General features: G+C 41.1%; 22 protein-coding genes. 14 read left to right on the forward strand and 8 right to left on the reverse strand.

From position 1 onward, the window contains the following. Window positions 1-76: 76 nt before the first annotated feature. Window positions 77-985, reverse strand: a complete 909-nt coding sequence (locus tag A923_RS0111130) for a DMT family transporter (protein ID WP_017221764.1) — start codon at window positions 983-985, stop codon at window positions 77-79. A gap of 164 nt (window positions 986-1,149) precedes the next feature. Between A923_RS0111130 and A923_RS0111140 the strand changes: the two genes are divergently transcribed. After that, window positions 1,150-2,067 (forward strand): helix-turn-helix domain-containing protein, encoded by a 918-nt coding sequence (locus A923_RS0111140; RefSeq protein ID WP_017221766.1) that lies wholly within the window; start codon window positions 1,150-1,152, stop codon window positions 2,065-2,067. A gap of 68 nt (window positions 2,068-2,135) precedes the next feature. Here A923_RS0111140 and A923_RS0111145 read toward each other — a convergent pair whose 3' ends face one another. Both A923_RS0111145 and rsmD read right to left on the reverse strand, forming a co-directional pair. Beyond that, on the reverse strand, window positions 2,136-2,759 hold the full coding sequence (locus A923_RS0111145) for a LysE family translocator (protein WP_017221767.1): 624 nt from the start codon (window positions 2,757-2,759) through the stop codon (window positions 2,136-2,138). A gap of 276 nt (window positions 2,760-3,035) precedes the next feature. After that, the gene (rsmD, locus tag A923_RS0111150; RefSeq protein ID WP_017221768.1) at window positions 3,036-3,650 is read right to left on the reverse strand and encodes a 16S rRNA (guanine(966)-N(2))-methyltransferase RsmD; all 615 of its coding nucleotides are present in this window, start codon (window positions 3,648-3,650) and stop codon (window positions 3,036-3,038) included. A 100-nt stretch (window positions 3,651-3,750) separates the two neighbouring features. Between rsmD and ftsY the strand changes: the two genes are divergently transcribed. From ftsY to A923_RS0111170, 4 genes are all read left to right on the forward strand, one after another. Continuing rightward, window positions 3,751-5,043, forward strand: coding sequence for a signal recognition particle-docking protein FtsY (gene ftsY, locus A923_RS0111155; RefSeq protein ID WP_017221769.1), 1,293 nt, complete (start codon window positions 3,751-3,753; stop codon window positions 5,041-5,043). A 111-nt stretch (window positions 5,044-5,154) separates the two neighbouring features. Continuing rightward, window positions 5,155-5,826, forward strand: coding sequence for a cell division ATP-binding protein FtsE (ftsE, locus tag A923_RS0111160; RefSeq protein WP_017221770.1), 672 nt, complete (start codon window positions 5,155-5,157; stop codon window positions 5,824-5,826). A gap of 1 nt (window position 5,827) precedes the next feature. Beyond that, window positions 5,828-6,787, forward strand: coding sequence for a permease-like cell division protein FtsX (gene ftsX / locus A923_RS0111165; RefSeq protein WP_017221771.1), 960 nt, complete (start codon window positions 5,828-5,830; stop codon window positions 6,785-6,787). Window positions 6,788-6,985: 198 nt separating this feature from the next. Continuing rightward, on the forward strand, window positions 6,986-8,143 hold the full coding sequence (locus tag A923_RS0111170; RefSeq protein WP_237716209.1) for a GGDEF domain-containing protein: 1,158 nt from the start codon (window positions 6,986-6,988) through the stop codon (window positions 8,141-8,143). Between the two features lie 34 nt (window positions 8,144-8,177). Here the strand turns inward: A923_RS0111170 and A923_RS0111175 are convergent, their stop codons facing one another. After that, window positions 8,178-8,777, reverse strand: coding sequence for a LysM-like peptidoglycan-binding domain-containing protein (locus A923_RS0111175; protein ID WP_017221773.1), 600 nt, complete (start codon window positions 8,775-8,777; stop codon window positions 8,178-8,180). 245 nt (window positions 8,778-9,022) lie between these two features. Here A923_RS0111175 and parC point away from each other — a divergent pair, with 245 nt between their 5' ends. Continuing rightward, the gene (parC, locus tag A923_RS0111180) at window positions 9,023-11,278 is read left to right on the forward strand and encodes a DNA topoisomerase IV subunit A (RefSeq protein ID WP_017221774.1); all 2,256 of its coding nucleotides are present in this window, start codon (window positions 9,023-9,025) and stop codon (window positions 11,276-11,278) included. Window positions 11,279-11,345: 67 nt separating this feature from the next. Then, window positions 11,346-12,065, forward strand: a complete 720-nt coding sequence (locus A923_RS0111185) for a 1-acylglycerol-3-phosphate O-acyltransferase (protein ID WP_017221775.1) — start codon at window positions 11,346-11,348, stop codon at window positions 12,063-12,065. Window positions 12,066-12,278: 213 nt separating this feature from the next. On the opposite strand, the gene rsmC is transcribed toward A923_RS0111185, so the two are convergent. Next, on the reverse strand, window positions 12,279-13,313 hold the full coding sequence (rsmC, locus tag A923_RS0111190) for a 16S rRNA (guanine(1207)-N(2))-methyltransferase RsmC (RefSeq protein WP_017221776.1): 1,035 nt from the start codon (window positions 13,311-13,313) through the stop codon (window positions 12,279-12,281). Window positions 13,314-13,707: 394 nt separating this feature from the next. Here rsmC and dapA point away from each other — a divergent pair, with 394 nt between their 5' ends. Next, window positions 13,708-14,625, forward strand: a complete 918-nt coding sequence (dapA, locus tag A923_RS0111195; RefSeq protein WP_017221777.1) for a 4-hydroxy-tetrahydrodipicolinate synthase — start codon at window positions 13,708-13,710, stop codon at window positions 14,623-14,625. A gap of 78 nt (window positions 14,626-14,703) precedes the next feature. Here dapA and A923_RS0111200 read toward each other — a convergent pair whose 3' ends face one another. Both A923_RS0111200 and A923_RS0111205 read right to left on the reverse strand, forming a co-directional pair. Continuing rightward, the gene (locus A923_RS0111200) at window positions 14,704-15,285 is read right to left on the reverse strand and encodes an Lcl C-terminal domain-containing protein (protein WP_017221778.1); all 582 of its coding nucleotides are present in this window, start codon (window positions 15,283-15,285) and stop codon (window positions 14,704-14,706) included. A gap of 11 nt (window positions 15,286-15,296) precedes the next feature. Then, the gene (locus tag A923_RS0111205; RefSeq protein WP_017221779.1) at window positions 15,297-16,925 is read right to left on the reverse strand and encodes an Lcl domain-containing protein; all 1,629 of its coding nucleotides are present in this window, start codon (window positions 16,923-16,925) and stop codon (window positions 15,297-15,299) included. Between the two features lie 301 nt (window positions 16,926-17,226). Between A923_RS0111205 and oxyR the strand changes: the two genes are divergently transcribed. Next, entirely contained in the window at window positions 17,227-18,123 is an 897-nt protein-coding gene (oxyR, locus tag A923_RS0111210) for a DNA-binding transcriptional regulator OxyR (RefSeq protein WP_017221780.1), read from the forward strand. Window positions 18,124-18,214: 91 nt separating this feature from the next. Here the strand turns inward: oxyR and A923_RS0111215 are convergent, their stop codons facing one another. Next, window positions 18,215-20,800: a penicillin-binding protein 1A gene (locus A923_RS0111215; RefSeq protein WP_017221781.1), complete on the reverse strand. Its 2,586-nt coding sequence runs from the start codon at window positions 20,798-20,800 to the stop codon at window positions 18,215-18,217. Window positions 20,801-20,996: 196 nt separating this feature from the next. Here A923_RS0111215 and pilM point away from each other — a divergent pair, with 196 nt between their 5' ends. The 5 genes from pilM (at window position 20,997) to A923_RS0111240 (ending at window position 26,028) form a co-directional block, all read left to right on the forward strand. Beyond that, a complete protein-coding gene (gene pilM / locus A923_RS0111220) occupies window positions 20,997-22,028 on the forward strand; it encodes a type IV pilus assembly protein PilM (RefSeq protein ID WP_237716211.1) in 1,032 nt (343 codons plus the stop codon). Beyond that, window positions 22,028-22,582: a PilN domain-containing protein gene (locus tag A923_RS0111225; protein ID WP_017221783.1), complete on the forward strand. Its 555-nt coding sequence runs from the start codon at window positions 22,028-22,030 to the stop codon at window positions 22,580-22,582. The genes pilM and A923_RS0111225 overlap by 1 nt, the downstream gene beginning before the upstream one ends. A 1-nt stretch (window position 22,583) precedes the next feature. Then, window positions 22,584-23,162, forward strand: coding sequence for a type IV pilus inner membrane component PilO (locus tag A923_RS0111230; RefSeq protein WP_017221784.1), 579 nt, complete (start codon window positions 22,584-22,586; stop codon window positions 23,160-23,162). After that, window positions 23,159-23,686, forward strand: coding sequence for a pilus assembly protein PilP (locus A923_RS0111235; RefSeq protein WP_017221785.1), 528 nt, complete (start codon window positions 23,159-23,161; stop codon window positions 23,684-23,686). Before A923_RS0111230 ends, A923_RS0111235 begins: the two co-directional genes overlap by 4 nt. A gap of 65 nt (window positions 23,687-23,751) precedes the next feature. Next, window positions 23,752-26,028, forward strand: coding sequence for a type IV pilus secretin PilQ (locus A923_RS0111240; protein ID WP_017221786.1), 2,277 nt, complete (start codon window positions 23,752-23,754; stop codon window positions 26,026-26,028). Window positions 26,029-26,140 lie beyond the last annotated feature (112 nt).

Raw genomic sequence — 26,140 nt, forward strand, 5'->3', positions numbered from 1 at the left:
ATGCCCGTGTAGCAAATTGTTACACGGGCATTTTTATATCTGGGATGTCAGCAGAGAAGTCTGCAAATCAATCTGATTAACTGGTTGGTAATAACTGTTTTTTAGTACGGGTAAATAATGCTTTTTTACGCTGAGTTAGTACATTACCGAGTATCACTAATACCAATCCAAGTGTTGAATAGATCGTCCAATGATAATCCTCAAATACTGCAGAGACACTCAAGGCGACAATCGGGGTGATCACTAAAATGTAGGCTGCATTACTGGCGCCAAGTCGATCAACTAAAATTAAATAACAGGTAAAACCAAGTACCGACGCTGGAATAGCCAGATACAACAAGCTACCGATGTATTGCGTCGTTAGCGTGAACTCAAACGAAATGCCACGTACTAGAATAATAACTAACAGCGCCACACAACCATATACCATGGCATAGCTGGTGGCAGTAAAGGGCTGCACATTATTTTTAGTATTACGTATGCTGAGCATATTACCTATCGAGAAACACCAAGTGCCCATTAGCGCGAACATCAAACCGTACAACGTATCTTGCGACCAATTTGTTTGTAATAAATCTCCAGCAAACAACAAGCTAATGCCAGCAAGCCCTAGCATAGCGCCTAACCAAAAGTTGGCGTTGGTTTCGGTCTGGTAAAATAGCTTGCTGTGAAAGGCATTAAATACCGGTGCCGTGGCCATGAATACCGCCACTAAACCGCTGGGGATATACAAAGTCGCGCTGTAAAAGGCGAGGAAATTACAACAGAATAAACACACACCTTGCAGTGCTAAGAAAGCATGGTCTCGGCGTTTTACCGTTTGTAGTTTACCCCACAGTTTACCGACAATAAACATGACCATGGCAGCAATGGCAAAGCGGTAAAAGATCGATACTTCCATGGGTACATCACCGTGTTGCCACTTGATTGATATCCACGAAAAACCCCAAATAAATATCATTGAAACGTAGAGTATTGCTGACATAGCGGATCCTAAATAAAGACAGTAATCAATTAAGCTACATTATGGGGTAGTTGTGAGATTGGAGATATCACGATGTCGGTAAAACTAACACAATATTGCGCTTTAATGATTAGCCTGATCACGGTATCAGTTGAGCAATCTGCCATTAATGGTAGTATTTTGTTATGCCATTAATAAAACCACTCATGGATATCGGGCTCGATATAACTTCGTCTTTAATAGAACCGAGTGAAATCAGCTTTGAACAATCAACCAGTAAGATCTGTTTACGACAAGCGTCATTAACGGATTCGTTGTCGTGGGCGCATTATCAGAATGAACATGACCGTTTATTTTATGTGAATGACAAACAGCATACCTTGAGTTTATATATGTCCGGTGGTTATGAAACTCACCGCACAGACGTCAACTCGGGATTTGGCGCGCCAGGTAAATTTTGTTTAATGCCAAAAGGTTCTGAGAGTCATTGGCAACTTGGGCAAACACAACAATTCATGCATTTATATTTTAACGATGATTATCTTAAACAGTTAGCGTTGAAGGTATTTGATATAGACCCGCGCATGTTACAACTGCCGGAACTGACCTTCACCAACGATGCTGCCACTGAAGCGTTATTTCGACATTGTATGGCAACCAGCGATTGGCACAGTGGTCATGAGCATCTAGCTATGGAACAAGTAACCAATACCATCTTAGTCTCTATGCTGCAGAATATGGGCATCACTAAACTGATGTCCCCAGTTAAAGGTGGCTTAGCACCCAAGATCGCTGCGTTGGTATGTGATTACATGCAGGCTAATTTCCATCGTCAGGTTTACCTTGTTGAATTAGCTGAACTAGCTCAATTGAGTGAGTATCATTTTTGTCGGATGTTCAAACAGAGCATGGCGCAAACACCGCAAGCGTATTTATTGGCGATTAGAATTGAGCAGGTTAAATTACGAGTCAGTAAAGGGCAAGCGAGTATGGCGGAAATTGCATTAGAATGTGGCTTTGCTAATCAAAGCCACATGGGACGTTATTTTAAAAAGCTGGTGGGTATTTCCCCACGCCAATATCGCTACTTAAGCGCTAGTTAGGCGCTAGTTAGGCGATAGTTAGACAAAATAGTTAAGCGCGAGTTGATATTTCCTCACACGAGTTAATGCTATTTGATTAATGCGGCCGATGCGCCTGCTGCGACAAATATCCCACCAACTGTTTTATCAAAACGGATCTTGTTACGGGCACTGGTTAATACTGGTTTTATCGCATGCGAAGTGCTGCCGTAAAGTAACTTACAAATCAAATCGACCACGATCCAAGTACTCACTATGACCACTAATTGCTGGAATAAATCTGCTTGTGGATTCAAAAATTGTGGCAAAAACGCGATGAAAAACAAAATGTCTTTTGGATTCGATGCACCTAATAAAAATGCTTTGCTAAACATGGCTTTGCTATTTGGCTTTTGCGCTTCTTCGGTGATGGTAATGCTACCGCCACGACTGGCATTACGCCATGTGCTGATCCCTAAATACACCAGGTAAAGTGCGCCGAGGGTTTTGATCACCGAAAATAAACTTTCTGATGCGATAATCAGTGCGCCTAATCCAGTTGCAGAGGCAATTAAATATAATGATGACGCTAAGACACCACCGGCAAAAGCGGGGGCTGTTTGTTTGATACCATAAGAGATCGAGTTCGTTATCATGTAGATTGATAATGGACCGGGAATTAAAATTACCACAAAAATAGTCGAAACAAAAAGTAACCAAGTATCTAACGTCATTGTTATTATTCTCCAAAGTAGGGTTACAGCCGCACTCATTATAGGCTAAACACTAACACCATAGATGTTTGAAATTGTTTGGTATTAAATTGCGAGCTGAGGAAGGTATTCGAGGTGTTATTCGCTATAAAGTATACAGCTAACAAGGTTTATCATATAGGCATAATAACGAATGCTCAACTGATTTAAGCATTCGTTTAGTTTAGGCGTGAGTTTTTAATTTACGCGTGATCTTTTCGTTTAGGCATATGCGTTCACGCATAAAGTAGGCAGAGCTTATTCAGCCGTCGTGTCTGTAGTAGCTTGGCGTTGGTACAACTCAAAACAAACTTGTCCGGCTTGTTTGTCTTTTAAAATACGCCAATTAGCGGGTAACTTAACTTGATTAAGTTCTTTTTCACGTTCGATATAAATTACCGCATCAGCACTTAACCAGTTGTATTGTTCCAGCTTGGCACAGCAATCTTCCAGTAAATCTTGACGGAAAGGAGGATCGATAAAGACCATATCATAAGTTTGTGCTGGCACTTTGGTTAATAGTTGTAGGGTATCACCGCGTACTAACTGGGCATTATCGGCTTTTAACAACTCAATGTTTTGTTGTAATTGTGCTGCTGCGCCGGCGTCTTTTTCAAACAATAGGCCAGAGTCTGCATAGCGTGATAATGCTTCAAAGATTAAGCCGCCACTACCAGCAAATAGATCCAAGCAATGACTGCCATGTACGTAAGGCGATAACCAATTGAAAACGGTTTCTTTTATTCGATCTGTTGTCGGGCGTAGACCAATCACATCCTTAACTGGGAGCTTTCGACCGCGCCATTGACCACTGATGATCCGAATATGTCCAGAAGGACGTTGATTTTGTTGTTTTGTGCTAGATTTTGCCATAGTAATTCTTTGTCTGGACAGAAAGATGATAATATAATCACCATATTGATATTGGGTCATTGTAGCAGTTCAAGACTGGCGAAAGTAAGGTTTTCTAAAAATGGCAAAAAAAAGCATGAAGAATTGGTTTGGTTTAGGTAAAAAAGACGCGATCAGCACGGATGAAGATAAAGTTAATCCGGAATTACTCGTATCGAGTGATGATGAAACGGCGGAAGAAAAAGCCATTCGTCGCGCTGCAGATTTACGACTTTTCACTGATTTCGAAAATAATAATACGGCAAGCGAAGTCGGTAATGTTGTTGCGGAACCAGAGGTTATTACAGCTGAGCCGACAACATTAGACGCTGTTACTGACGTTGTGGAAGAAGACGTGACGACAAAAAGTGTGAATCAAGAATCGGTATCGACAGCGATTGTTGACGCTATTAGCGACGAGCCTGTTGCAGATGAACCGGTTAACAAAGATAAATTCTTAACCCGTTTGAAACGTGGTTTATCACGTACCAAGGGTAATATTGGTAGTGGTTTCAAAAACTTTTTCCGTGGCAAGCATATCGATGACGAGCTATTTGAGGAACTTGAAGAGCAGTTATTAATTGCCGATCTGGGCGTTGCGACGACGACCCGTATTATTGATAATTTAACGCAACAAGCATCACGTAAAGACTTAAAAGATGCTGAAGCGCTTTACGACATCTTGAAAAAAGACATGGCGGAGCTACTGCATAAGGTAGACCAGCCATTAGTGATTGATAGTAACAACAAACCCCACGTGATCTTAATGGTTGGCGTGAACGGTGTGGGTAAAACCACGACTATCGGTAAGATGGCGAAGAAATTCCAAGGTGAAGGCAAATCAGTGATGCTCGCGGCGGGTGATACATTCCGTGCCGCAGCGGTTGAGCAATTACAAGTATGGGGCGATCGTAACGGTATCCCTGTGGTTGCACAGCACACTGGTGCGGACAGTGCATCGGTACTGTTTGATGCCATGCAGTCGGCTACCGCAAAAGATGTTGACGTGCTTATTGCTGATACCGCCGGTCGCTTACAAAATAAAGCGCACCTGATGGAAGAGTTGAAAAAAGTGGTTCGAGTCATGCGTAAACATGATGCAACTGCGCCGCACGAGATCATGTTAACGATTGATGCCGGTACCGGTCAAAATGCCTTAAGCCAAGCGGAACTATTTAAAGAAGCGGTAGGTCTGACTGGCATTACTATTACTAAATTAGATGGTACTGCTAAAGGTGGTGTTATCTTTGCTGTGGCAGATAAATTTGAGATCCCAATCCGCTTTATCGGTATTGGTGAAGGTATTGATGATTTACGTACTTTTAATTCAGAAGAGTTTATTGAAGCCTTGTTTAGTAACGACGAACAAAAATAACAGCAGCAGCAGCAGTAGTATATTTCACTAAATACTCATCGTTAATACGGTGAGTATTTATTTTCACTGAACTCGATTTTTATACCAGCACACAGCAAGGACGCGATCATCATGATTCGGTTTGATAATGTATCTAAAATTTACCCAGGCAGTCTTACTGCGCTACAAAAAGTTAACTTTCATCTTGAAAAAGGTGAGATGGCTTTTTTAACGGGCCCCTCTGGCGCCGGTAAAAGTACCTTATTAAAACTAATCAGTATGTTAGAAAGACCAAGCGCAGGCGATGTTTTTTTTAATGGTCAAAATGTCAGTAAAATCAGTAAAACTGAGATTCCTTTTCTACGCCGTGATATTGGTATTATTTTTCAAGACCATCGCTTGTTAGTCGAACGTACTATTTTTGATAATGTCGCGTTGCCGTTGATTATAAAAGGTTATACCGCGAAACAAGTTAAAAACAGGGTGTTAGCGGCATTAGATAAAGTGGGTTTATATAATAAAGCCAAGTGTTATCCACCAATGCTTTCTGGTGGTGAACAACAACGTGTGGGCATTGCTCGCGCGATTATTTCCCGCCCTAAATTATTACTGGCGGATGAACCTACGGGTAACTTAGACCCGCAGTTATCGATGGAAATCATCAAATTGTTTGAAGAGTTTAATCGCGCTGGTACCTCGGTATTGATTGCCACTCATGATTTGGGCTTGATTGCTAAAATGCGCTATCGCACGTTGCGTATTAAGCAAGGCGAGATGTGCAACGACGAGTTACAAGGGATTTAACATGAACAAGCAAAGCAAGCGTGCTGACGCATCCATTATCAAACGTATTCAAATACGCGGCCAACAACATATTCATCAAGCCATATCGAGCTTAACCGATGTATGGCGCACGCCGATTGCATCATTGATGACAATGCTGGTACTAGGTGTGAGCTTGGCCTTGCCGAGCACCTTGTATGTGGTATTGAAAAATAGCCAGACAGTAAGCCAAGAATGGACCAGTCCGACCGACATTAATTTATTCTTAAAGAAAGATTTACCGGAATCGCGTTATAAAAACTTATTGCAACGCTTAAAAACCTACAAAGAAGTTGATAGTTTTGAGTACATTTCTAAAGAACAGGGCATGGCTGAATTTAAGCGTTCTTCTGGATTAGTGTCGGCGTTAACGTTACTCGATCATAACCCATTACCTGCCGTTGTTGTGGTTACGCCTAAACCTTATTACCGTAGCTCGATTGCCGCGCAAGAGCTGTTAGCCAAGTTAGAACGCGAACCTGAAGTCCAACAAGGTAAGCTAGATATCATGTGGTTAGAGCGTCTTGAAGGTATTATTTCTATTTTTAGTGATGCCGTATTAGTTGTCTCTGTTCTATTATTAAGTTCGGTATTATTAATTACCGGTAATACCATTCGCTTAAATATTTTATCTAACCGTGCTGAAATTGAAGTATTAAAATTAGTGGGTGCGACTAATTCATTTGTCCAACGACCCTTTTTATATACTGGATTTTGGTATGGTGCTATTGGTGGGATTTTAGCTTGGTTAGTGACTGTATTTATGGTGTATTGGATGGAAGATACCGTGGTCAACCTGGCTCAGTTATATAATACTGAGTTTGATATAGAGGGATTAGTATTCAGCGAGATCATGCTGTTGTTTATCACCGCTATTGGTATGGGATTAAGCTCAGCCGCTATTTCGGTTAATTACTATATTGCCAAAATAGAACCGAGTTAGTACGACTTTGAACGAGTGAATACAAGGTTGAACTGGATTAAGAAACATTGGTACTGGTTTCATCGATAAGTGGATCTGGTTAATATAAATTGCAGCGCTGATATGGCGCTACTGCGCTAAGTGAAGTTAATGTATTTTAGGTTATTACTTACATTTGTAATTATGTTGGCTGGGCTATTGCTTCCGGGGCTTTTTGCTGTGCTTTCAACAGCGCAGCAGGGCATGTTAGTTGAATTACCGACTATTCTTTTTTTGCTGGTTATCATCCTCAGTCATTTCTTCAAACAAGGCCGTAGTGGTTTTGCGGCATTGTTGATGCTGGTGGCTTATAATGTTATTCAACAGCGCTTACAAACCCCGCTGGCGATTGGCAGCACCTTGTTTGAATACTATTTTTTGGTATTGTTATTACCAGCCAATTTAGTGTTATTCATGTTTTTACCCGAACGTTCACTGTTTTCCTTTAAAGCACTTTCCTATCACGTTATTTTCATCTGCCAAGCGGTTGCGTTTTATTGGTTTATTCAGCCCGAACAATTACCTTTGGTTAGTAATTTGTTGACTGCGCTGGAACCTTGGATCTTGGTATTTGGTGATGTATCGGTTTTACCCAGCATATTATTTGCGTTGTTAATCTGTGCAGTGCTGACGGCAGCGACACTCATCCTGTTTAGGAATGTCGCGTCCGATCAAGCATTTCTCAGTGCGTTGTTGGCGTGCACACTAACCGTGGTTGAGTTTGAGCAACAATGGATATCGGTAAGCATGTTCATGATGAGTGCGGTTGTGCTGCTACTGAGCATATTGAAACGAAGTCACGAACAAGCCTTTATTGATGAACTTACCGGTATTCCAGGGCGTCGGGCGTTAAATATCGACTTGACGCAGTTAAGTGGTAAGTACAGTATTGCCATGTTGGATATCGATCGTTTTAAAAAATTCAATGATACTTATGGTCATGATATTGGCGATACGGTATTGAAAATGGTGGCTTCGCAGTTAAACGCGGTAAAGGGCAGGGGTAAAGTGTACCGCTATGGTGGTGAAGAGTTCATCATCTTATTTAAAGGGAAGTCTACACCAGATTGTGTTGGTTATTTAGAGGATATACGACTACAAATTGCGGGTTATCCTTTTCAAATTCGTCAGCCTATAGAACGACGAGACCTGCAAGCGGATAATCTTGATGCGGAGAGTAATATCATCGAAGAGATTGAAAAAACCGTACAGGTTACAATCAGTATTGGTGTCGCAGAAGGGCGCAGTTCAATGACCAGCCCTGAAGAGGTGATTAAAGCAGCAGACCAATTATTGTATAAAGCCAAAGAAGCCGGACGAAATCAAGTGTGTGCTTGAACTCGTTAACGTCCCCCTTGGCTTAATCGTATTGCTAATGATAGATATAACTGCCATCTTCACGTAAAGAAAATAGCACGGGTGCGCTATTCGTATCTGTAATTCTCAGTTCTATTAATTTACCTACCGTCGAGATATAAAATGACATCACTTGCCCCGGTTGCACTTGAGTTATGTATCGCTGTGGGGTGGGTACTGCGATCAAAGCATGTAGTACTGCCGAGGGAATATCATACTGGCGGAAAATACGGTAAACAGAGTCACCTTTGCGGATAACATGCGCACGCCATTCGCCATCAATATTTTCTGGATCGAGTACTTTAATTTGTACTGGCGGTGGTGTATTGCTTGCTTCGCCACGTTCTTGACCGGCTTTATTTGCTACATTATGAGTGGGTGCGATAGTCAGAGCGATTGATTTACGTTCACTGCTAACATCCTTGTCCACGCTGTTGTCATCAGTGGTTGGTATAATTAGTAGCACCATCACAATCAATGATAATATCGGTACTAATGTACGGTGCAGGCGCGGCAGAGATTTAAATGTATTACGCAACACATTGACGCGTTTTGTTAATGACGGAAATAACAATTTAATTTTTTCGATAAGAGAATATAATGCGTTGCTCTCCATGATTAATTTCCTGTGATTTTGTTTTTAATCGGGTCGTGAGCTAATTAAAGTCGTTTTAGATAATGACAATAGTGGCGGGTTATAGTTGAAATAACTATCTATAACAGCGCTGAATCATACTAATTGTTATTATCTAAGCTAATTTTATTGCGCGTTTCATCATAGTATAAATGCTAAAAAATAGCATATTTTGTTTCGCCTTTGATTGTTAAATTTTTATTTTAATCTAAATAACAGGACTTTTGATGACTGACGTTATTGATATGAGCTTAGAGGGTGTTGAAGAACAACCGCTAAGGGAATTTACCGAGCAAGCATATTTGAATTATTCCATGTATGTGATCATGGATCGTGCCTTGCCTCATATTGGTGATGGGTTAAAACCAGTGCAACGCCGTATTACTTATGCGATGTCTGAGCTTGGTTTGCATGCGGGTGCAAAATATAAGAAGTCAGCGCGTACGGTTGGTGATGTATTAGGTAAGTATCATCCCCATGGTGATAGTGCGTGTTATGAAGCCATGGTATTAATGGCACAACCGTTTTCATATCGCTATCCGCTTGTTGATGGTCAGGGTAACTGGGGTGCGCCGGATGATCCGAAATCATTTGCCGCGATGCGTTATACCGAAGCTAAATTATCAAAATTCGCGGAAGTATTATTAAGTGAAGTGGGATTAGGCACTGTTGACTGGTCGCCTAATTTTGACGGCACCATGAAAGAACCACAGTTATTACCGGCACGTTTACCACATATTTTATTAAATGGTGTGACGGGGATTGCGGTCGGTATGGCGACGGATATTCCGCCGCATAACGTACGTGAAATTACCAACGCTTGTTTGCATTTAATTGATAAGCCAAACGCTGAGTTGTCAGAGTTAATGGAACATGTGAAAGGTCCCGATTATCCGACCGAAGCAGAAATCATCACCCCTAAAAAAGATATTGCACAGATCTACGAGACCGGTAAAGGCAGTATTAAAATGCGTGCGGTATACACCCTAGAAAGTGGTGATATTGTTATTAGTGCGCTGCCACATCAAGTTTCGGGTGGTAAAATTTTAGAACAAATCGCGGCACAAATGCAGGCGAAGAAATTACCGATGGTTGCCGATTTACGTGATGAATCAGATCATGAAAATCCAACCCGCTTGGTGATTATTCCCCGTTCTAATCGCATCGATATCGAACAGTTAATGGCGCATTTATTTGCCAGTACTGATCTTGAAAAAAATTACCGCGTTAACTTGAACATGATCGGTTTGAATGAGAAACCGCAAGTTAAAGGTTTGAAGAAAATTTTAGTTGAATGGCTAGAGTTTCGCCGCACCACGGTACGCCGTCGTCTGCAGTTCCGCTTAGATAAAGTGTTAGCACGTTTACATACCCTTGATGGTTTATTGATCGCGTTTTTAAATATTGATGAAGTGATCGAAATTATTCGTCAGTACGATGATCCAAAAGCAGAGTTAATTCGTCGTTTTGATTTATCGGTAAAACAAGCGGAAGCGGTATTAGAACTGAAGTTACGCCATTTAGCGAAACTAGAAGAAATGCGTATTCGTGGTGAACAAGGTGAATTAAATACCGAACGCCACAAGCTGGAACAACTACTGGGTTCTGATCGCCGCTTAGCCACGCTGGTGAAAAAAGAACTAATCGCCGACGCTGAGACATTTGGTGATGACCGTCGTTCACCTATCGTCGAGCGTAAAGAAGCAAAAGCGTTAACAGAAAAAGAATTGATGCCTAATGAAGCGGTGACCGTAGTGTTATCACAACAAGGCTGGGCACGTTGTGCCAAGGGCCATGATGTGGATGCTAACGGACTCAGTTATAAAGCCAGTGATGGTTATAAAGATGCTGCTGAAGGACGCAGTAATTGTCCTGCGGTATTCATTGATACCAGTGGTCGCTCATTTGCACTTGATGCCCATACTTTACCTTCAGCGCGTAGTCAGGGTGAACCATTAACGACTCGATTTACACTTGCGCCCGGACAAACCTTTGCGCATGCACTGATGGCAGATGATAGCCAGCAATTCTTACTCAGTTCTGATGCCGGTTATGGTTTCATTGGCAAGTTCAGTGACATGGTCAGCCGTAATAAAAACGGTAAAGCATTATTAACCTTACCCGTGGGTGGTTTAGTGATTGAACCGCAAGCGGTGACGGATATAACCACAGATCATTGCTTAATTATTTCTAACGAAGGTCGGATGCTCATTTTCCCACTATCGTCATTGCCTTTATTGTCTAAAGGTAAAGGTAATAAATTAATGAACATCCCATCAGCACGAGTTAAAAGCCGTGAAGAGTATGTGCAAATGCTGAAAATTGTGCCTGAGGGACAATCGGTAACGCTTTATGCTGGTAAGCGTAAATTGACATTAAAACCTGCCGATTTAGAACATTATAAGGGTGAACGTGGTCGTCGTGGCTTCAAGTTACCACGCGGGTTACAGCGTGTTGATAGCTTAGATGTAGCACAAGAATAATTCAGCTAACGCTTGTACACCGAGTTGTGGCTCGGTATACTGCGGTGATGTTAAAAGAGGGTTATAGATGTTATTAATTATTCGTTTTATTTTAGTCATGCTCTTCATGGTCTACTTGCTGATCATGAGTATATTACGCTTTAGTTTAAAGCCACGTGATCCAAAACACGTCGCATGTGTAGCGAGAAACTTTGCTCGTTTGGCACGTATTTTTGGGATTAAGTTAATCGTGCGAAAACCAGTAGGCTTGAATGATGCGGGTCCGTATGTATTTGTTGGCAATCATCAAAATAACTTTGATTTAATTACGGTGACGGCAGCTGTCCAACCAGGCACTGTGTCAGTGGGTAAGAAAAGTTTAATTTGGGTGCCTATTTTTGGTTTTGTTTATTGGCTATCAGGTAATATCTTGATTGATCGTAAAAACAAAAGTAAAGCGGTTGGTACGATTGCGACTGTCGCGGAGCGTATTCGTAAAGGCCATTTAAGTATATGGATGTTTGCCGAAGGCACACGTAGCCGTGGCCGTGGTTTATTACCGTTTAAGACAGGGGCATTCCATACTGCCATTCAAGCAGAAGTGCCGATTGTACCGGTATGTTGTTCAAACACACATAACAAAATAAAGTTAAACCGTTGGGATAATGGCGAAGTGATTATTGAAATCATGGATCCAATTGCCACGAAGGGACTAGAACGTAATGCGGTACGTAAATTATCAGCAGACGTACATGCCATCATGAAAAAGCGTATTGATGAGTTGTCTATCGAAGCGAGAGATGCTTAATTAAATGCGAATATTAACCTGAATTATACGATACTGGAATTTAGATAAATAAAAATTCAAGGTCGATAATTAATTCAGGCAGATAATAAAAATGCCCATAACAAGCGATTGTTATGGGCATTTTTTATTCGTGGTATTTAGTTACGCAACTCTTTATTGTGATGAGAGTTTATTAGCGTAACTATTTATTCACGTAACTATTTATTAGCGCATCTATTTGTTAGCGTAATAAACCGCGAACTTAGATGATTTAATTTGTAATAAGCAATGACCGAAAGATGCTTCAATAATCTCAGGGTATTTCAAGAAGCTATTTGCAACTAAGACTAAATGACCACGTGGGTTAATGTAATCATTTGCTTCTTTTAAGAATGTCTCAGTACTTGCATAATGCGTTTTCAAGCCTGCGTGGAACGGTGGGTTTGAAATAATATAATCAAACTTATCGTTCACATCAGAAAATACATCAGAAAGGTAAGCTTGACCGGCTAATTCATTCGCCGCTAACGTTAGTTGACTAGACTTAACCGCAAGCGCGCTCACATCTGTCATTTCAACTTTGCTTGTCGGGAAACGTTTAGCGATATAACTACCGATAATACCAGCACCACAACCCAGATCAAGCACACGACCCGATGGTTTTTTATGTAGATTATTAAGCAGAATGTTACTACCAGTATCAAGTTTACCGTGGCTAAATACGCCTGGTAATGTACATACTGTTAGCTCAATCCCTTTCACCGAAACTGGGAATGTTGTGATCCAATCATCTTGAACAAATTTAGCAACCGGTTTATTTAGTTCAGTCACAAACAATGAACTGCGACGTGCAGCATCTAGTTTGTTACAGATATCGCCATACGGGGCAAAGAATTTATTGGCACTGCGAATACCAGCGTTGTTTTCACCAACCATGAAGATCATTGCGCCATCTTCTAGGTGTTCGGTGATGTTAGCTAATAGGTATTCTACTTCTGCTTTTGATTTTGACATATAAATCAATGCAACTTGGTGTTTCTTCGCTGCTTGATATTCTGTAGAGCAATGGTTATCAATATTGCTCACATCATCATAATGTAGTTTAGCTGAATAATCGTAGCTGAATAAGGTTACTTTTTTCGCTATCTTCGCTAATTCAGTCGGGTAGGTATCTTCGATGTAACCCGCAATCAACAGGTCTTTGTCTTCAAAATGTGCAGTATTACGTTCTAGTAATTGACTTGCTGGGGTATAGCTAGTGCTGATCATGGGTCTGGACTCTTTACTTAATGTGCTCGAAGATTTGGTCGGAGAGTATATACCCAAACTACTTCAATATCTTCCCCTTTCGGTTCACGGAGTACATATGCCGACATCGCTTGGGTATAGATTATCCTGTGGATTGTCTGGTTTGATTTTGTTGATAGATTATCTTGCTTGACATTTTGCGGTGAATAACGAATTATTAAACCATAAATAATAAACGCCTAAATGTTTTTTCATCAAAATGAGAACGTCACATGCTTAATTTAAAACGAAAACAATACAAACAAGGCCAATTAAAGCCAACCTAGCATGTGAGTCGAGAACATATAAATCCCTATAGGAACCTCGAGCGCAATTTATGTAATCGAGGTTTTTTTATAACCGAAATGGAGCTTCTATGAGTGTTAACTCAACGGTCACCGATAAATCAGCAATGAAAGCATTACTTAAAGGCTCAATTGTTGCGTTGGTTACCCCGTTTAAAAATAATGAAATTGATGAACCGGCATTACGTAATCTCGTTGACTGGCATGTCGCACAGGGTACGCACGGTATTGTTGCTGTAGGCACGACTGGCGAGTGTCCAACCTTGTCATTAGAAGAACATTGTCAGATCCTTGATATCGTTGTGAGCCAAGCAGCAGGGCGTTTACCGGTTATCGCTGGTGCAGGTTCAAACAACCCGACTGACGCGATTATGTTATCTAACCATGCACAAGCAGCAGGCGCTATCGCGACGCTACATGTGGCGGGTTATTATAACCGTCCTTGTCAGGAAGGTTTATTCCAGCATTTTAAAGCGATTAACGATAATAATGATTTACCTATTATTGTTTACAATATTCCAGGTCGTGCGATTGTCGATATTCAACCTGAAACGTTAGCGCGTATGGCTGAGTTGAAAAATGTGGTCGGTATTAAAGATGCGACTGGCGATTTGTCGCGTCCTTGGTTAGAGCGTCAATTGATTAAAGGTGATTTCTCTTTCCTTTCTGGCGATGACTGCACCACGGTTGCTTACAATGTGTCTGGTGGTAATGGCTTGATCTCTGTGTCTGCTAATGTAGCGCCAAAGCTGTATGCAGAAGTGCAGGAATTAACGTTCGCGGGTAAATATGTTGAAGCGAGAGAATTACAAGATCGTTTGATCACGCTGCATAACTTAATGTTTAAAGAAACAAGTCCGGCAGGTGTGAAGTACGCAGTGTCGTTGTTAGGCTTGTGTGAACCTGAGTGCCGTTTACCTGTGATTGAATTGACCCAAGGTACGAAAGATGAAATTCGCGCTGCTATGGTTGAACTAGAGTTAATGTAAGTTTGGTCATGTAAGGGTTTTATAAAAATGAAAACGGCGAGCTTAGCTCGCCGTTTTTGATCTTGAGTTAATAACGATTTAGTTATAACCACCTTTTACAGCGCGTATTACGTAGCTGGTATTCGAACTTTCTGGTGTTGTTAGTGGCATTTCAGTACCGTCAGAAAAATCGATCACACGTAATACTAGGTGGTCATAGTTTGCATCAATACTACTGCCTTTGAATGGCGTGCTAGAGTAATAAATACTTGATAGCGTATTCGGGAACAGCGTTAAGTTAATTGTTGGAGCTGAGCAACTGCGATCCACTAAGGAACCTAATTCTTTAATATTGGGTAGTCGCCAACCTGAAATATTATTTACTTCATAAGCTGCAGCCGCGGATAGAGCATCTCCCCAGTCGATATAATTTTCAGCACCAGAGCTTGAGCAAGAGTTTGTCCCTGAAACATAAGTTTGGCCTAGGGTACATTTAGCCCAAATTAGGCTCGTACGTAAGTCGGTTACTGTGCCATTGTGATTATCAATAAATTCGAAGGTTGAATATTCTTGATCTAATAGAGCGTCACAGTTTAAGTTAACGGGATCAGATGCTGCAAAAGTAAAAGTACTTGCAGCAAATAAAGTACTACTAATAAATAACGATTTTGAATTTTTCATCTTATTTGCTCCTATTCTGCTGAATCATCTGACGTAGTCACAGGGGTAAAGAACTCTATTGGTACATTGCTGCTGACGACTAATACTCGGTGGTATTCTCGTTTATGGCAGGTATTCACGTTACCTGTTTGTAAGTTTACGCACCATGCTAACTGTTCTGAGCCTTTCACCTGATTTGATGTCCAATAAACAGGATCTGGATCCGTAGTATTAAGTGATGTACAAATAGATGTTTCATTACCACCATTATCTGTTTCAAAAGCACATTCCATACTATAGTTGTTTTCGACAATGCAATTTTTGCTGCTGCCTTTACAATCAAAGAAGTCATTATCAAGGGCATGCTCCCTTGTACCTGTAACAGCAGAGTAATCAACCACATTATTATAATCTAGAATACTTCGTAATTGCTCAACGCTAGGTACAACCCAATTTGTTTTACCACAAGCGCCAAGTCGATTCACTTCATCTGTGTAGCTGCCGGTTGAGCAATACAGGGGTAACCCCTCGTTACGGCCTTCGCTAGGATAACCGCAAGCTTGGTTTGCATAATGTTTTCCTGGTTCGGCGCCTTCATCTAATGTTGCGTCATTTAGACTTGAATACCACCCTGGACCTGTCGTACCCAATGCTGATGGTTGCCAAGGATATTGAAAGTTGGATGCTTTATAATTTTTTTCGTCACCCATTCTATAAACATCTGGATCACTAGGCGCTGCTTTAGCTTCATGAATGATTATATTTCGCGGACCTTTTACTTGCCAAGTTAACCCTGTAACTTCATCTCGAACACACTCATAATTGTTACTATCTTGAACAAAAGGAGTATCGTAATTTGTAGTGTCTGCTACAACTGGTATGCCATTATTCGCTATTTTGACGAAGCGGAACCCTGCTTTGCCTTTATATTCTGAGTCATTTTCGTTCACATCAAATGCGTTTTTATAAAGTTGTTTACTATCATCTTTACTATCGCCGGTATCGGGCTCTGTTGCTGCGGAGTTGATGATGATATCAAGACCATAAGCTGCATCTTGTTGCTTATATTTATCATTAACTTGGTTTGGTATATCGAAAGAACTACCGTCAGAGTAATTTGTAATGCCAGTGTCATTAAGATAGACATTGCCTGAGATGAGCAGGTTAAGTGTAGCTGGTTCACCAGTATTACCGGTAAATGTTAAGGACAGTGTTCGAGCGTCATATACATCATTTTTTTGGTAGGTGGTGATAGTAAGGCTTGTTGTGGTTGAGCCAACTGGAAATGTTAGAGGTGATGCATTGTTTATCGTGTAGTCTTCGCTGCTACCTTGTACGGCGGTTCCTGACATCGTGATCGTATAATCGACCGCAACATCCGGTACTTGGTCTAAAGTATATGTGAAGGTAAAAGCTTGACCACGTTGAATTATTTTTGGTGAAAAATCACCTGTCGCAGTGTAAGTTGAATCACCAGTATCACCGCCGGAACTATCATCTGAGTCATCGGCAGTATCACTACCAGAGCTATCTCCTGAATCATCACCTGTGCTATCGCTACTATTCTTACCGTTAGAAGCGTCTAAATTGTCACTGCCACAGCCTGTTAGGCCAAGAGACAGCAGAAACACAGCTAAGAAACTTAACTTTTTTAAGTGCATATAAAATCCTTGTTATTGCTACAACAGTAATCCGTTACTGAATAATTGTGCTTTATTGTTGTATAAAAAATACATTGATGAATATTGTTATCAATATGTTAATTTAAAACAATGCCACGATAGTACCTAGAATTTAAACGGCTGAGAAGTACAAATTGTCATAAATGATTATAATTATTATCTTTATGCGTAATTAATGGCGATTTTCATTATTAATAGTGTGGTTAACGTGATTTCATTGATAGTATATATAAATCAGTAATTGGTATTTAATTGTTTTTACCGTTTGAGTTGGGTTGATATGAATTTAAGAGATTTAGAATATTTAGTTGCGTTGCAAGAATTGAAGCATTTTAGGAAAGCAGCTGAAAAGTGTTTTGTTAGTCAGCCAACGCTGAGTGGACAGATCCGTAAACTAGAAGATGAACTGGATGTCATTTTAATCGAACGCACTTCAAGAAAGGTATTGTTTACCCCAGCTGGAGATCAAATCGCAGATCAAGCACGTCGGGTATTATTAGAATCGAAAGCGATTAAAGAAATTGCCAAGAGTTATGCCAGCCCGACCGCTGGGGCAATACACATTGGTTTGATCCCAACTGTTGCTCCCTATTTGCTGCCACTCATCGTGCCATCGATGAAAAATCAGTTTCCTGACTTAGATATGTTTTTACATGAAAACCAAACCCATGAGTTATTAAAGCAATTGGATGAAGGTGAGCTGGATTGCCTGCTATTAGCCTACTTACCAGGTATGGAAAAATACGGTCATATTGAATTATACAAAGAGCCATTAGAACTGATTATTCCGAGTTCACATCGCTTTAAAGGTCGTGAGCGTGTTGATTTGTCTGAGTTGCGCGGCGAGCATGTGCTGATGTTGGAAGATGGTCATTGCCTACGTGATCAAGCGATGGATTATTGCTTTACCGCGGGCGCTGAAGAAGATCAGAGTTTTAAAGCCACGAGCTTAGAAACCCTACGTCATATGATTGCCGCTGAAGCGGGGGTGACATTATTACCGCATCTGGCTATTCCACGTACTCGATTTACCGAAGGTGTAGAGTACATTAAATTTGTCGAACCTGAGCCAACGCGAAAAATTGTCTTACTGTATCGTAAAGGCTCTGTAAGACGTCCTTGTTTTAATGACATAGCCCAACTGATTAATAAGAAAGTAACAGCAACGATCGTTTAGCTGCTCTGATACACAAAGTCGATATATGAAAATGGCGCTACTTTTAAAAAAGTAGCGCCATTTTTTTACCAACTAATCTTAACGATAAAGATTAAAACAAGTCATCGAGTGACTCTTCAGCTTCTTCACTGTGTTCATCTATTTGATCGAATGACGAGTCAGAATCTTGATTATTCACATACTCCGTTGGTTCGGTACCTTGAATAAAGTACTCAAAACGTGAAGTATAATCTGATTTACGAGTGAGTAAGCCTGATTCACGATCGATACGCACTTGGACAATATCTTTCGGCATTATATTCGGGCGCTCTGGTACCCCTTTAAGCGCTACTTTCATGAATTCAATCCAAGCCGGTTGTGCTGTTTTAGCGCCTGCTTCACCACCATTAATCTGGTGTTTATCCAGATTGATATTGCGGCTAACACGGCCTAATTCACGGCTATGGTTATCAAATCCAATCCAGCTGGTGGCAGATAAGTCGGGATTGAAACCCGAGAACCAAGCATCTTTTGCTTCGTTTGTCGTCCCGGTTTTACCACCAATGTCGTGGCGTTTTAGTCCTGCCGCTGCACGCCAGCCTGTACCGTTCCAACCGGTTTTGTGACGCCAGCTACCACCACCCCAAATCACACTCGCCATTACTTCACGCATTAAGAACGCATTTTGTTCAGTGATAATACGCGGTGCTAATTGTTGCGAACCATAAGGTGCAATATCACATTTTGCTAGCGTATCACCTTCGATTGCTAACCAATGTTCAGGGTTATCTGTGCCCAATGCGATTTGTTTTTCACATTCTAAACAAGCTTGTTTTGGTGTTGCTTGATACAGTAATTCACCGTTAGCGTCTTCAATGCGATCGATAAAGTAAGGGTCAACTTTAAAACCACCATTGGCAAAAGTTGCAAATGCAACCGCAACTTCTAAAGGTGTCAACGATGCTGAGCCCAGTGATAATGATTCATCACGGGGTAACTTGGCTTTATCAAAACCAAAACGTGACATGTAATTAATGGCGTTGTTTAAACCGACTTGACGGAATACACGCACTGACATGACATTTTTTGACTGCGCTAAGCCTAAACGGAAGCGGGTTGGACCATTGTACGTTGGCGGTGAATTTTTTGGTCTCCACGCGGTACCCGCACGCTTATCGCGTTGGTTTATCGGCGCATCATTGATGAGTGTCGCAAGTGTTGCGCCTTGTGCTAAACCAGCAGAGTAGACAAACGGTTTGATGTTTGAACCAATTTGACGTTCGGCTTGAGTAACACGGTTAAATTTACTTTGCTGGTAATTAAACCCACCGACTAAGGCTTCAACAGCACCGTCATTATTATCAATGGCGATGAAAGCAGAGCTGACGTCAGGGATCTGGCCTAACATCCATTGTGCAGCTTGTTCAGCTGGCTGCGTTGTTACTGGCATCGGACGTAATAATACGATATCACCAGCACTGACAATTTCAGCCGCTGTTTGTGGCGCTGGACCTTGTTTCTTATCGGAAATAAATGGACGTGCCCATTTCAATCCATCCCAACTAACCGTCACTTGCTCGCCATTCGCCAATAATGCTTCGACGGTTTGGTCTTTTACTGCCGTAATAACGGCTGGCTGTAGCGGTTTATAACTCGGTTTATCTTTTAATAATAATAACAGCTCTTCGGTACTCACTACTGCATCATTGGTCCAGGCTTGGCCCAGTGGACCACGATAGCCATGACGTAAATCATAATTAAGTACGTTGTTAATGAGTGCGTTTGTTGCTGCCGTTTGGCGACCGCTATGTACTGTGGTGTAGACGTTTAAACCTTGAGAATAAGCTTTGTCTTCACCGTAGCGTGCGATCATTTCACTGCGGACCATTTCAGCTAAATAAGGCGCTGATAACTCAATTTCTGCACCGTGATATTTCGCAGTAATCGGCGCGTTCGTCGCTTCGTCAAATTGTGCACGGGTGATATATTGTTCGTCAAGCATACGCAGTAATACGACATGACGACGGGCTTTAGCACGCTTTGGTGAGCGAATCGGATTTAATGCCGAGGGTGCTTTTGGTAAACCGGCAATGATGGCCATTTGCGCTAAAGTTAATTCGTCGAGTGTTTTACCGTAATAAACTTGTGCTGCCGCGCCGATACCAAACGAGCGATAACCCAATGGGATCTTATTCAGGTATAAAGTTAATATCTCATCTTTGGACAGGTTTTGTTCAATATGCCAGGCTAAAAATATTTCTTTAATCTTACGAATAAAGGTCTTTTCGCGTGTTAAAAAGAAGTTTCGTGCAACCTGCTGGGTAATGGTACTCGCGCCTTGCTTACGTTCACCCGTCATGATCATGACTGTGGCTGCACGCACAATGCCGATTGGATCGATGCCCGGATGGCTATAAAAACGATTATCTTCAGTAGCCAAAAAAGCCTTGATCATCAAGGGTGGGACATCATCAATCTCGATAGGGATACGACGTTTTTCACCAAATTGAGAGATCAGTTTACCATCTTGGCTAAAGACCTTCATTGGGGTTTGTAATTGGATTGTTCTTAATGTGGTGACATCAGGCAGCTCTGGCTTAATATAGAAATATAGTGCAATGATGCTTCCTACACCGAGCAGTCCGCTAACTAATAAAAATACGGATAATCGTTTAATCCATTTCACAATAATGCTCACTATAATTTCTTAATAATCGATCATTATATCTCTGTTTTGTGAATTAGTACGAGTTCTTTATGATGGACCTCAGAGATTTAAGTCTGTATGCTTTCTTTTGCAACAATTAATTAACAAGTAGTTAACAATTCAAAGCCATTACATAGAGTTGAAGATCATTATGCTAAAGCTGTTTAAAAGGAATCAGACAGTGGCAATGATCGGAGTTGATTTTGGATCATCTTCCGTAAAAGCCCTCGCGCTGTCTAAGCGATCAGAGCATTATGTGATAGATATGGTATCAGAGGTAGCAACGCCAAAAGGATGTGTCGTTGATCACCAATTGCAAGATATAGAAGCATTAACCAATGTATTGCAACAGGTGCGTCAAGATTTCCCTTTACGTTATAAACAAGCTGCTACTGCCGTATCTGGCACAAATGTTATTACGAAAATTATATATGTTGATACTGACCTTTCTGGCCCAGAGCTGGAAATGCACATTGAATTGGAAGCGGAAAGTTTAATTCCTTTCCCGCTCGATGAGATTAGTCTCGATTTTGAAATATTAGGTATCAACGACAATAATCCTAGCAAGCACAATGTGCTATTGAGCGCGACTCGCACGGAAAGCGTCACCTCATTAGCTGGTTGCTTGGAAGAAAATGATTTTATCCCGAAAATTGTCGATGTGGCTGCACATGCATTAGCGCGATCTCACGATTTGTATTTACGCTTGGTTGATCTACAAGATGATAGCAAAGTGGTGGCTGCGATTGATATTGGCACCAACATGACCATTTTTTCAATGCTGCATCAGGGCGAGTCTATTTATTCTCGGGTACAAAATTTTGGTGGCGAGAACTACACGCGCACCATTAGCGATCATTACTCGTTGAAACGTGACGAAGCTGAAAAAATGAAGCTCGCGCAACAATTACCACTGGATTACGATATTGATGTATTAGCGCCTTATATTACGGCCTGCATACAGCAGATTCGTCGTAATGTGCAGTTGTTCACTAACTCAGGTACTTTGCAGAAGATAGATATGATCACCCTGAGTGGTGGTTCTGCATTAATCATGGAGTTGGCTCAGCAAGTGGAAAACGAGCTAGGCATCACCACGCGAGTGGCGAATCCTTTTGCCCAGTTTAACTATGCTGAAGATGTCGAAGATAAAGAACGTTTAATCGCCAACGGACCCCGTTACATGGTCGCTCTTGGTTTAGCGATGAGGGCGTTATAATGTCAAATATTAATTTATTACCCTGGCGAGAAGCCGACAAAAATCTTCGAAAGCAACGCTTTTTCACTTTAAGTGGCATGAGTCTTGGCGCGACGTTATTCGTCATGATCATGCTGGATATGGTGATTGGCGGATTTGTCGACAACCAAAAACAGCGCAATGCCTTGTTGATGCAAGAGATGCAGGTCATCGATGTCAAGTTGGGTAAAATTAAAGAGTTACGTGGACGTAAAGATAAACTCCAAGAACGTATTGATTTAATTCAAAGCTTACAGCGCAGCCGTAATACGCCTACCCACTTAATGAATACCTTACCTCAATTGGTACCTGCAGGTGTAAACCTAGGCAAGTTAACCTTCAAAAATGACATTATTAAGATTAATGGCACCAGTGATTCTAATACGCGTCTGGCGGTATTACTGCGTAATATTGAAGAATCAATCTGGCTGAGTGAGGGGGAACTCGATTCTATTGTAGCCCTGCCTGGAGAAGAAGGTAATCGTTTCGAAATGCGCTTTTCGGTAACGCCGATGAAGACAGAAGGGGGCAGCTAAGATGAATTTACAAGAACTTAATGAACTTGATCTTGAAGATTTAGGCAATTGGCCTAAACCAGCAAAAATAGCCGTTAATATTATTTTTGTAGTGTTAATTGCGGGGTTATTCTATTGGATGGTTATCGCGTCGTCGTTACAAACGCTGGAAAATATTGAAAAGAAAGAAGCCAGTTTAAAATTACAGTTTGAAGCTAAAGCCAGACTTGCTGGCAATTTAAGTTTATATACTGACCAAATGTCGGAGATGGAAAATTTATTTAATCACATGCTTAGGCAGTTGCCATCGAAAAGTGAGACTGCAGGATTGCTCGATGATTTGAGTTATATTGGTCAGCATAACGGTTTGCAACTGCGCAAATTTAAATGGTTACAAGAAGTAAAACGAGATTTCTCTTATGAAGTACCTGTGAGTCTTGAGGTGATTGGTACTTTTCATCAACTTGGTCAGTTTACCAGTGACATCGCCGCATTACCGCGGATTGTAACACTCGAAGATTTTACGATTACTAAACTGCAAGGGGAATTGCTGAAAGTAAATATGATTGCCCGTACCTATCGTTATAAGGGGGATAAATGAAGCGTATTAGTAGCTTAATCTTTCTCGCATTAACGGTTACCGGGTGTACTGGGGATAATCAGGACCTTGTTGATTACATTAACGATGTAAAAGCGCGTAAAAGTAATTTAATTGAAAGTGTACCGGATATGGAAAGCTTTTTAGCGTTGAATTATTCGGAAACAGGGGCACGTAATCCGTTCTCTAATCCGCGTCCCGAGTCGGTGAAAGCAGAAACTCCGTTTCCACAAAATTGTCCGCAGCCTAATTTTGCTCGGATTAAAGGACCGCTAGAAACCTACTCGTTAGATAATTTAAATATGCATGGCACCCTTGGCAGTGATAAGCACCTTTGGGGGTTGATAAAAGCAAGTTCGGGAGAGATATTCCGGGTTTCACCAGGTGATTATATTGGACTTAATCACGGTGAGATACTCGACATAACTAAGGACTATATAGAATTGTCTGAGTTGATATTAACGGGTAAAGGGTGCTGGCAAGTTCGCACAACTCAAATACCACTTAGTAGCCAAGGTAATAGTTAATAGTAGCCAAAGCAATAGTTAATAGTAACCAAGATAACCGTTAAGCCATTTTCAGGGATGATGAAATGACTAAATTATATGTAAGATGTACCAATATCGTGAAGCTATTGGTTTTATGTACCACACTTTTATACTCTGCTTTCAGTTTTGCGGAACCACAATTAAAACAAATTCATTTAAACTCGTTAGCCGAAGGGCAGGTAGAGCTTGAGTTTGAATTTAATGAAAATGTTGTTGAATATGCCGATAAACTACACTATTCGCCGCACCAATTGGTTATCTTAGTACCCGATGCGAGTTCTACTTTGTTGCTTAACCCTGTGGTTATCGAAGAAGGTAATGTGTTAAATGTAGCGGCAGAACGTGTCGATTTAGGCCTCAAAATCACCATCGCTTTAGATGAACTGGTGCCGTATCAAATTATCCAAGGTGACAATAGTTTAATCGCTACTTTTGGGTTGTTAAGTACTGATGTTATTGTGCCTGAAGTCGCGGACTCTAACACGGGAAGTGATACATTAGTGCTTGCCGTGGAACCTACAGTGGCAACGGCAGGGAATAGTTCGGTATTACCGGCCGCATCTGTGCTCGAGAGTAATATTGATAACCTCGGCGTACCTGCTGCCACTGTCAGCACATCATTGCTGGCAACAAAAGATGGTCGCCAAGTGACGGTGCAGTCACCTAAAATTGAAGATATCGTGCCAATTGAGGGCGATGAGGAAGAAGATTTTAGTGGTTTTGTAAACCAAGTACGTGGGATTGATTTTCGTACCGGTAATGATGGCAGTGGTAAATTAATTTTAACCATGAAAAACAGCTCGATGGCTGTTGATATTAAGCGTAAAGGCAATAAATTAGTGGCTGAGTTTCATAGCACCGCCATTTTGAAAAAATTGCTCTATATTTTAGATGTAGCCGATTTTGGTACGCCGGTCACCGCCATTGAAACCTTCCATGATGAAGGCGTAACGTCTTTTGAATTAGAGATTAGTGATGATTTTAATTACCGCTATGATCAAGCTGATAATATCTTTGTTATTGAAATTACCAAGAAAGACCCAGATGAAAAAGGCAGTAAATATCAAGGACAGGCTATTTCACTTAACTTCCAAGATATTCCAGTGCGTACTGTACTACAGTTAATTGCCGATTTTAATGAGTTTAACTTAGTTACTACCGATTCCGTGAATGGTAATATCACCCTGCGTTTAGATAGTGTACCATGGGAGCAAGCACTTGATATCGTAATGAAAGTTAAAGGCTTAAGTAAGCAGCTCGACGGTAATGTGTTGATGGTTGCGCCTGCTGATGAATTAGCGGCATTAGAGCGTCGTGACCTTGTCAGTAAAAAAGAAGTCGAAGATTTAGCTGAATTACAGTCGGAATTTATACAGATTAGTTTTGCTAAAGCTGCTGACATTACAAAGCTTTTGTCACAAAAAGATTCTAGTCTGTTATCATCACGCGGTACGGTTAGTTTTGATGGGCGTACTAACACTGTATTGATTAAAGATACGGCGACCGTCATTGCTAATGTAAAACGTATTATTGCTGTCCTTGATGTACCTGTACGTCAGGTGATTATTGAAGCTAGAATGGTTTCTGTGGTTGATAATTTGGATGATGAACTCGGCATACGTTGGGGTATAAGCGGCAGTACCGATATTGGTAGCGGCTTTGGTTCAACATCGGGTTCTGTTGAGGGTAATGATTCTTTGGCTGGGGGAACTGTCCCATCTATTGGTGACCGTCTCAATGTGAATCTACCTGTTGCATCACCAGCGGGTTCTATTGCGTTTCAGATCGCAGAGTTAGCCAGTGGTCAAATACTTGATTTGGAACTCTCTGCGTTAGAAGCAGAACAAAAAGCAGAAGTGATCGCAAGCCCAAGAATTACCACTACCGACCAAAAGTCTGCGTATATTGAGCAAGGTACGGAAATCCCGTATGTTGAATCAAGTTCGAGTGGTGCTACCTCTATTGCCTTTAAAAAAGCGGTATTGGGTTTACAAGTGACACCACATATTACCCCGGATAATAAAATCATCTTAGATTTGAAAATAAATCAAGATACCCGTGGTGAGGATGTTAAGACCGTGGGTGGCGAAGCTGTATCGATTGATACCCAAGTTATTAGCACCCAAGTTTTGGTTGAAAATGGCGAAACTGTGGTGTTAGGTGGTATATTTAAGCATGAAATTAAAAAGATTGTAACGAAAGTTCCGGTTCTCGGTGATATCCCTTGGTTAGGCGTATTGTTCCGTAGTACGAAGAATATTAATCAAAAACGAGAGCTGTTAATCTTCGTTACACCAAAAGTGGTAGTGGATACGTTGTAACCTACCTTTGACAAAAGGCCGCAAAAACTATATAAATAGCGGTCTTTTTCTGCCTGAAATGTCATCACCTGGTTTTTTACCGGGTGTTGCTGATTTTGGCTATTGCCAAAAT

The organism is Moritella dasanensis ArB 0140, from assembly GCF_000276805.1.
In the GTDB taxonomy this organism is placed as follows: domain Bacteria; phylum Pseudomonadota; class Gammaproteobacteria; order Enterobacterales; family Moritellaceae; genus Moritella; species Moritella dasanensis.

Excerpts from the sequence above, each read along its gene's own strand:
- dapA (WP_017221777.1), top strand. The coding sequence starts at position 13,708 with ATGAGTGTTAACTCAACGGTCACCGATAAATCAGCAATGAAAGCATTA.
- A923_RS0111140 (WP_017221766.1), top strand. The coding sequence starts at position 1,150 with ATGCCATTAATAAAACCACTCATGGATATCGGGCTCGATATAACTTCG.
- A923_RS0111200 (WP_017221778.1), bottom strand. The coding sequence starts at position 15,285 with ATGAAAAATTCAAAATCGTTATTTATTAGTAGTACTTTATTTGCTGCA.
- A923_RS0111145 (WP_017221767.1), bottom strand. The coding sequence starts at position 2,759 with ATGACGTTAGATACTTGGTTACTTTTTGTTTCGACTATTTTTGTGGTA.
- rsmD (WP_017221768.1), bottom strand. The coding sequence starts at position 3,650 with ATGGCAAAATCTAGCACAAAACAACAAAATCAACGTCCTTCTGGACAT.
- ftsX (WP_017221771.1), top strand. The coding sequence starts at position 5,828 with ATGAACAAGCAAAGCAAGCGTGCTGACGCATCCATTATCAAACGTATT.
- A923_RS0111175 (WP_017221773.1), bottom strand. The coding sequence starts at position 8,777 with ATGGAGAGCAACGCATTATATTCTCTTATCGAAAAAATTAAATTGTTA.
- oxyR (WP_017221780.1), top strand. The coding sequence starts at position 17,227 with ATGAATTTAAGAGATTTAGAATATTTAGTTGCGTTGCAAGAATTGAAG.
- A923_RS0111185 (WP_017221775.1), top strand. The coding sequence starts at position 11,346 with ATGTTATTAATTATTCGTTTTATTTTAGTCATGCTCTTCATGGTCTAC.
- ftsE (WP_017221770.1), top strand. The coding sequence starts at position 5,155 with ATGATTCGGTTTGATAATGTATCTAAAATTTACCCAGGCAGTCTTACT.
- parC (WP_017221774.1), top strand. The coding sequence starts at position 9,023 with ATGACTGACGTTATTGATATGAGCTTAGAGGGTGTTGAAGAACAACCG.
- A923_RS0111130 (WP_017221764.1), bottom strand. The coding sequence starts at position 985 with ATGTCAGCAATACTCTACGTTTCAATGATATTTATTTGGGGTTTTTCG.
- A923_RS0111225 (WP_017221783.1), top strand. The coding sequence starts at position 22,028 with ATGTCAAATATTAATTTATTACCCTGGCGAGAAGCCGACAAAAATCTT.
- A923_RS0111240 (WP_017221786.1), top strand. The coding sequence starts at position 23,752 with ATGACTAAATTATATGTAAGATGTACCAATATCGTGAAGCTATTGGTT.
- A923_RS0111230 (WP_017221784.1), top strand. The coding sequence starts at position 22,584 with ATGAATTTACAAGAACTTAATGAACTTGATCTTGAAGATTTAGGCAAT.
- A923_RS0111205 (WP_017221779.1), bottom strand. The coding sequence starts at position 16,925 with ATGCACTTAAAAAAGTTAAGTTTCTTAGCTGTGTTTCTGCTGTCTCTT.
- A923_RS0111235 (WP_017221785.1), top strand. The coding sequence starts at position 23,159 with ATGAAGCGTATTAGTAGCTTAATCTTTCTCGCATTAACGGTTACCGGG.
- pilM (WP_237716211.1), top strand. The coding sequence starts at position 20,997 with ATGATCGGAGTTGATTTTGGATCATCTTCCGTAAAAGCCCTCGCGCTG.
- ftsY (WP_017221769.1), top strand. The coding sequence starts at position 3,751 with ATGGCAAAAAAAAGCATGAAGAATTGGTTTGGTTTAGGTAAAAAAGAC.
- rsmC (WP_017221776.1), bottom strand. The coding sequence starts at position 13,313 with ATGATCAGCACTAGCTATACCCCAGCAAGTCAATTACTAGAACGTAAT.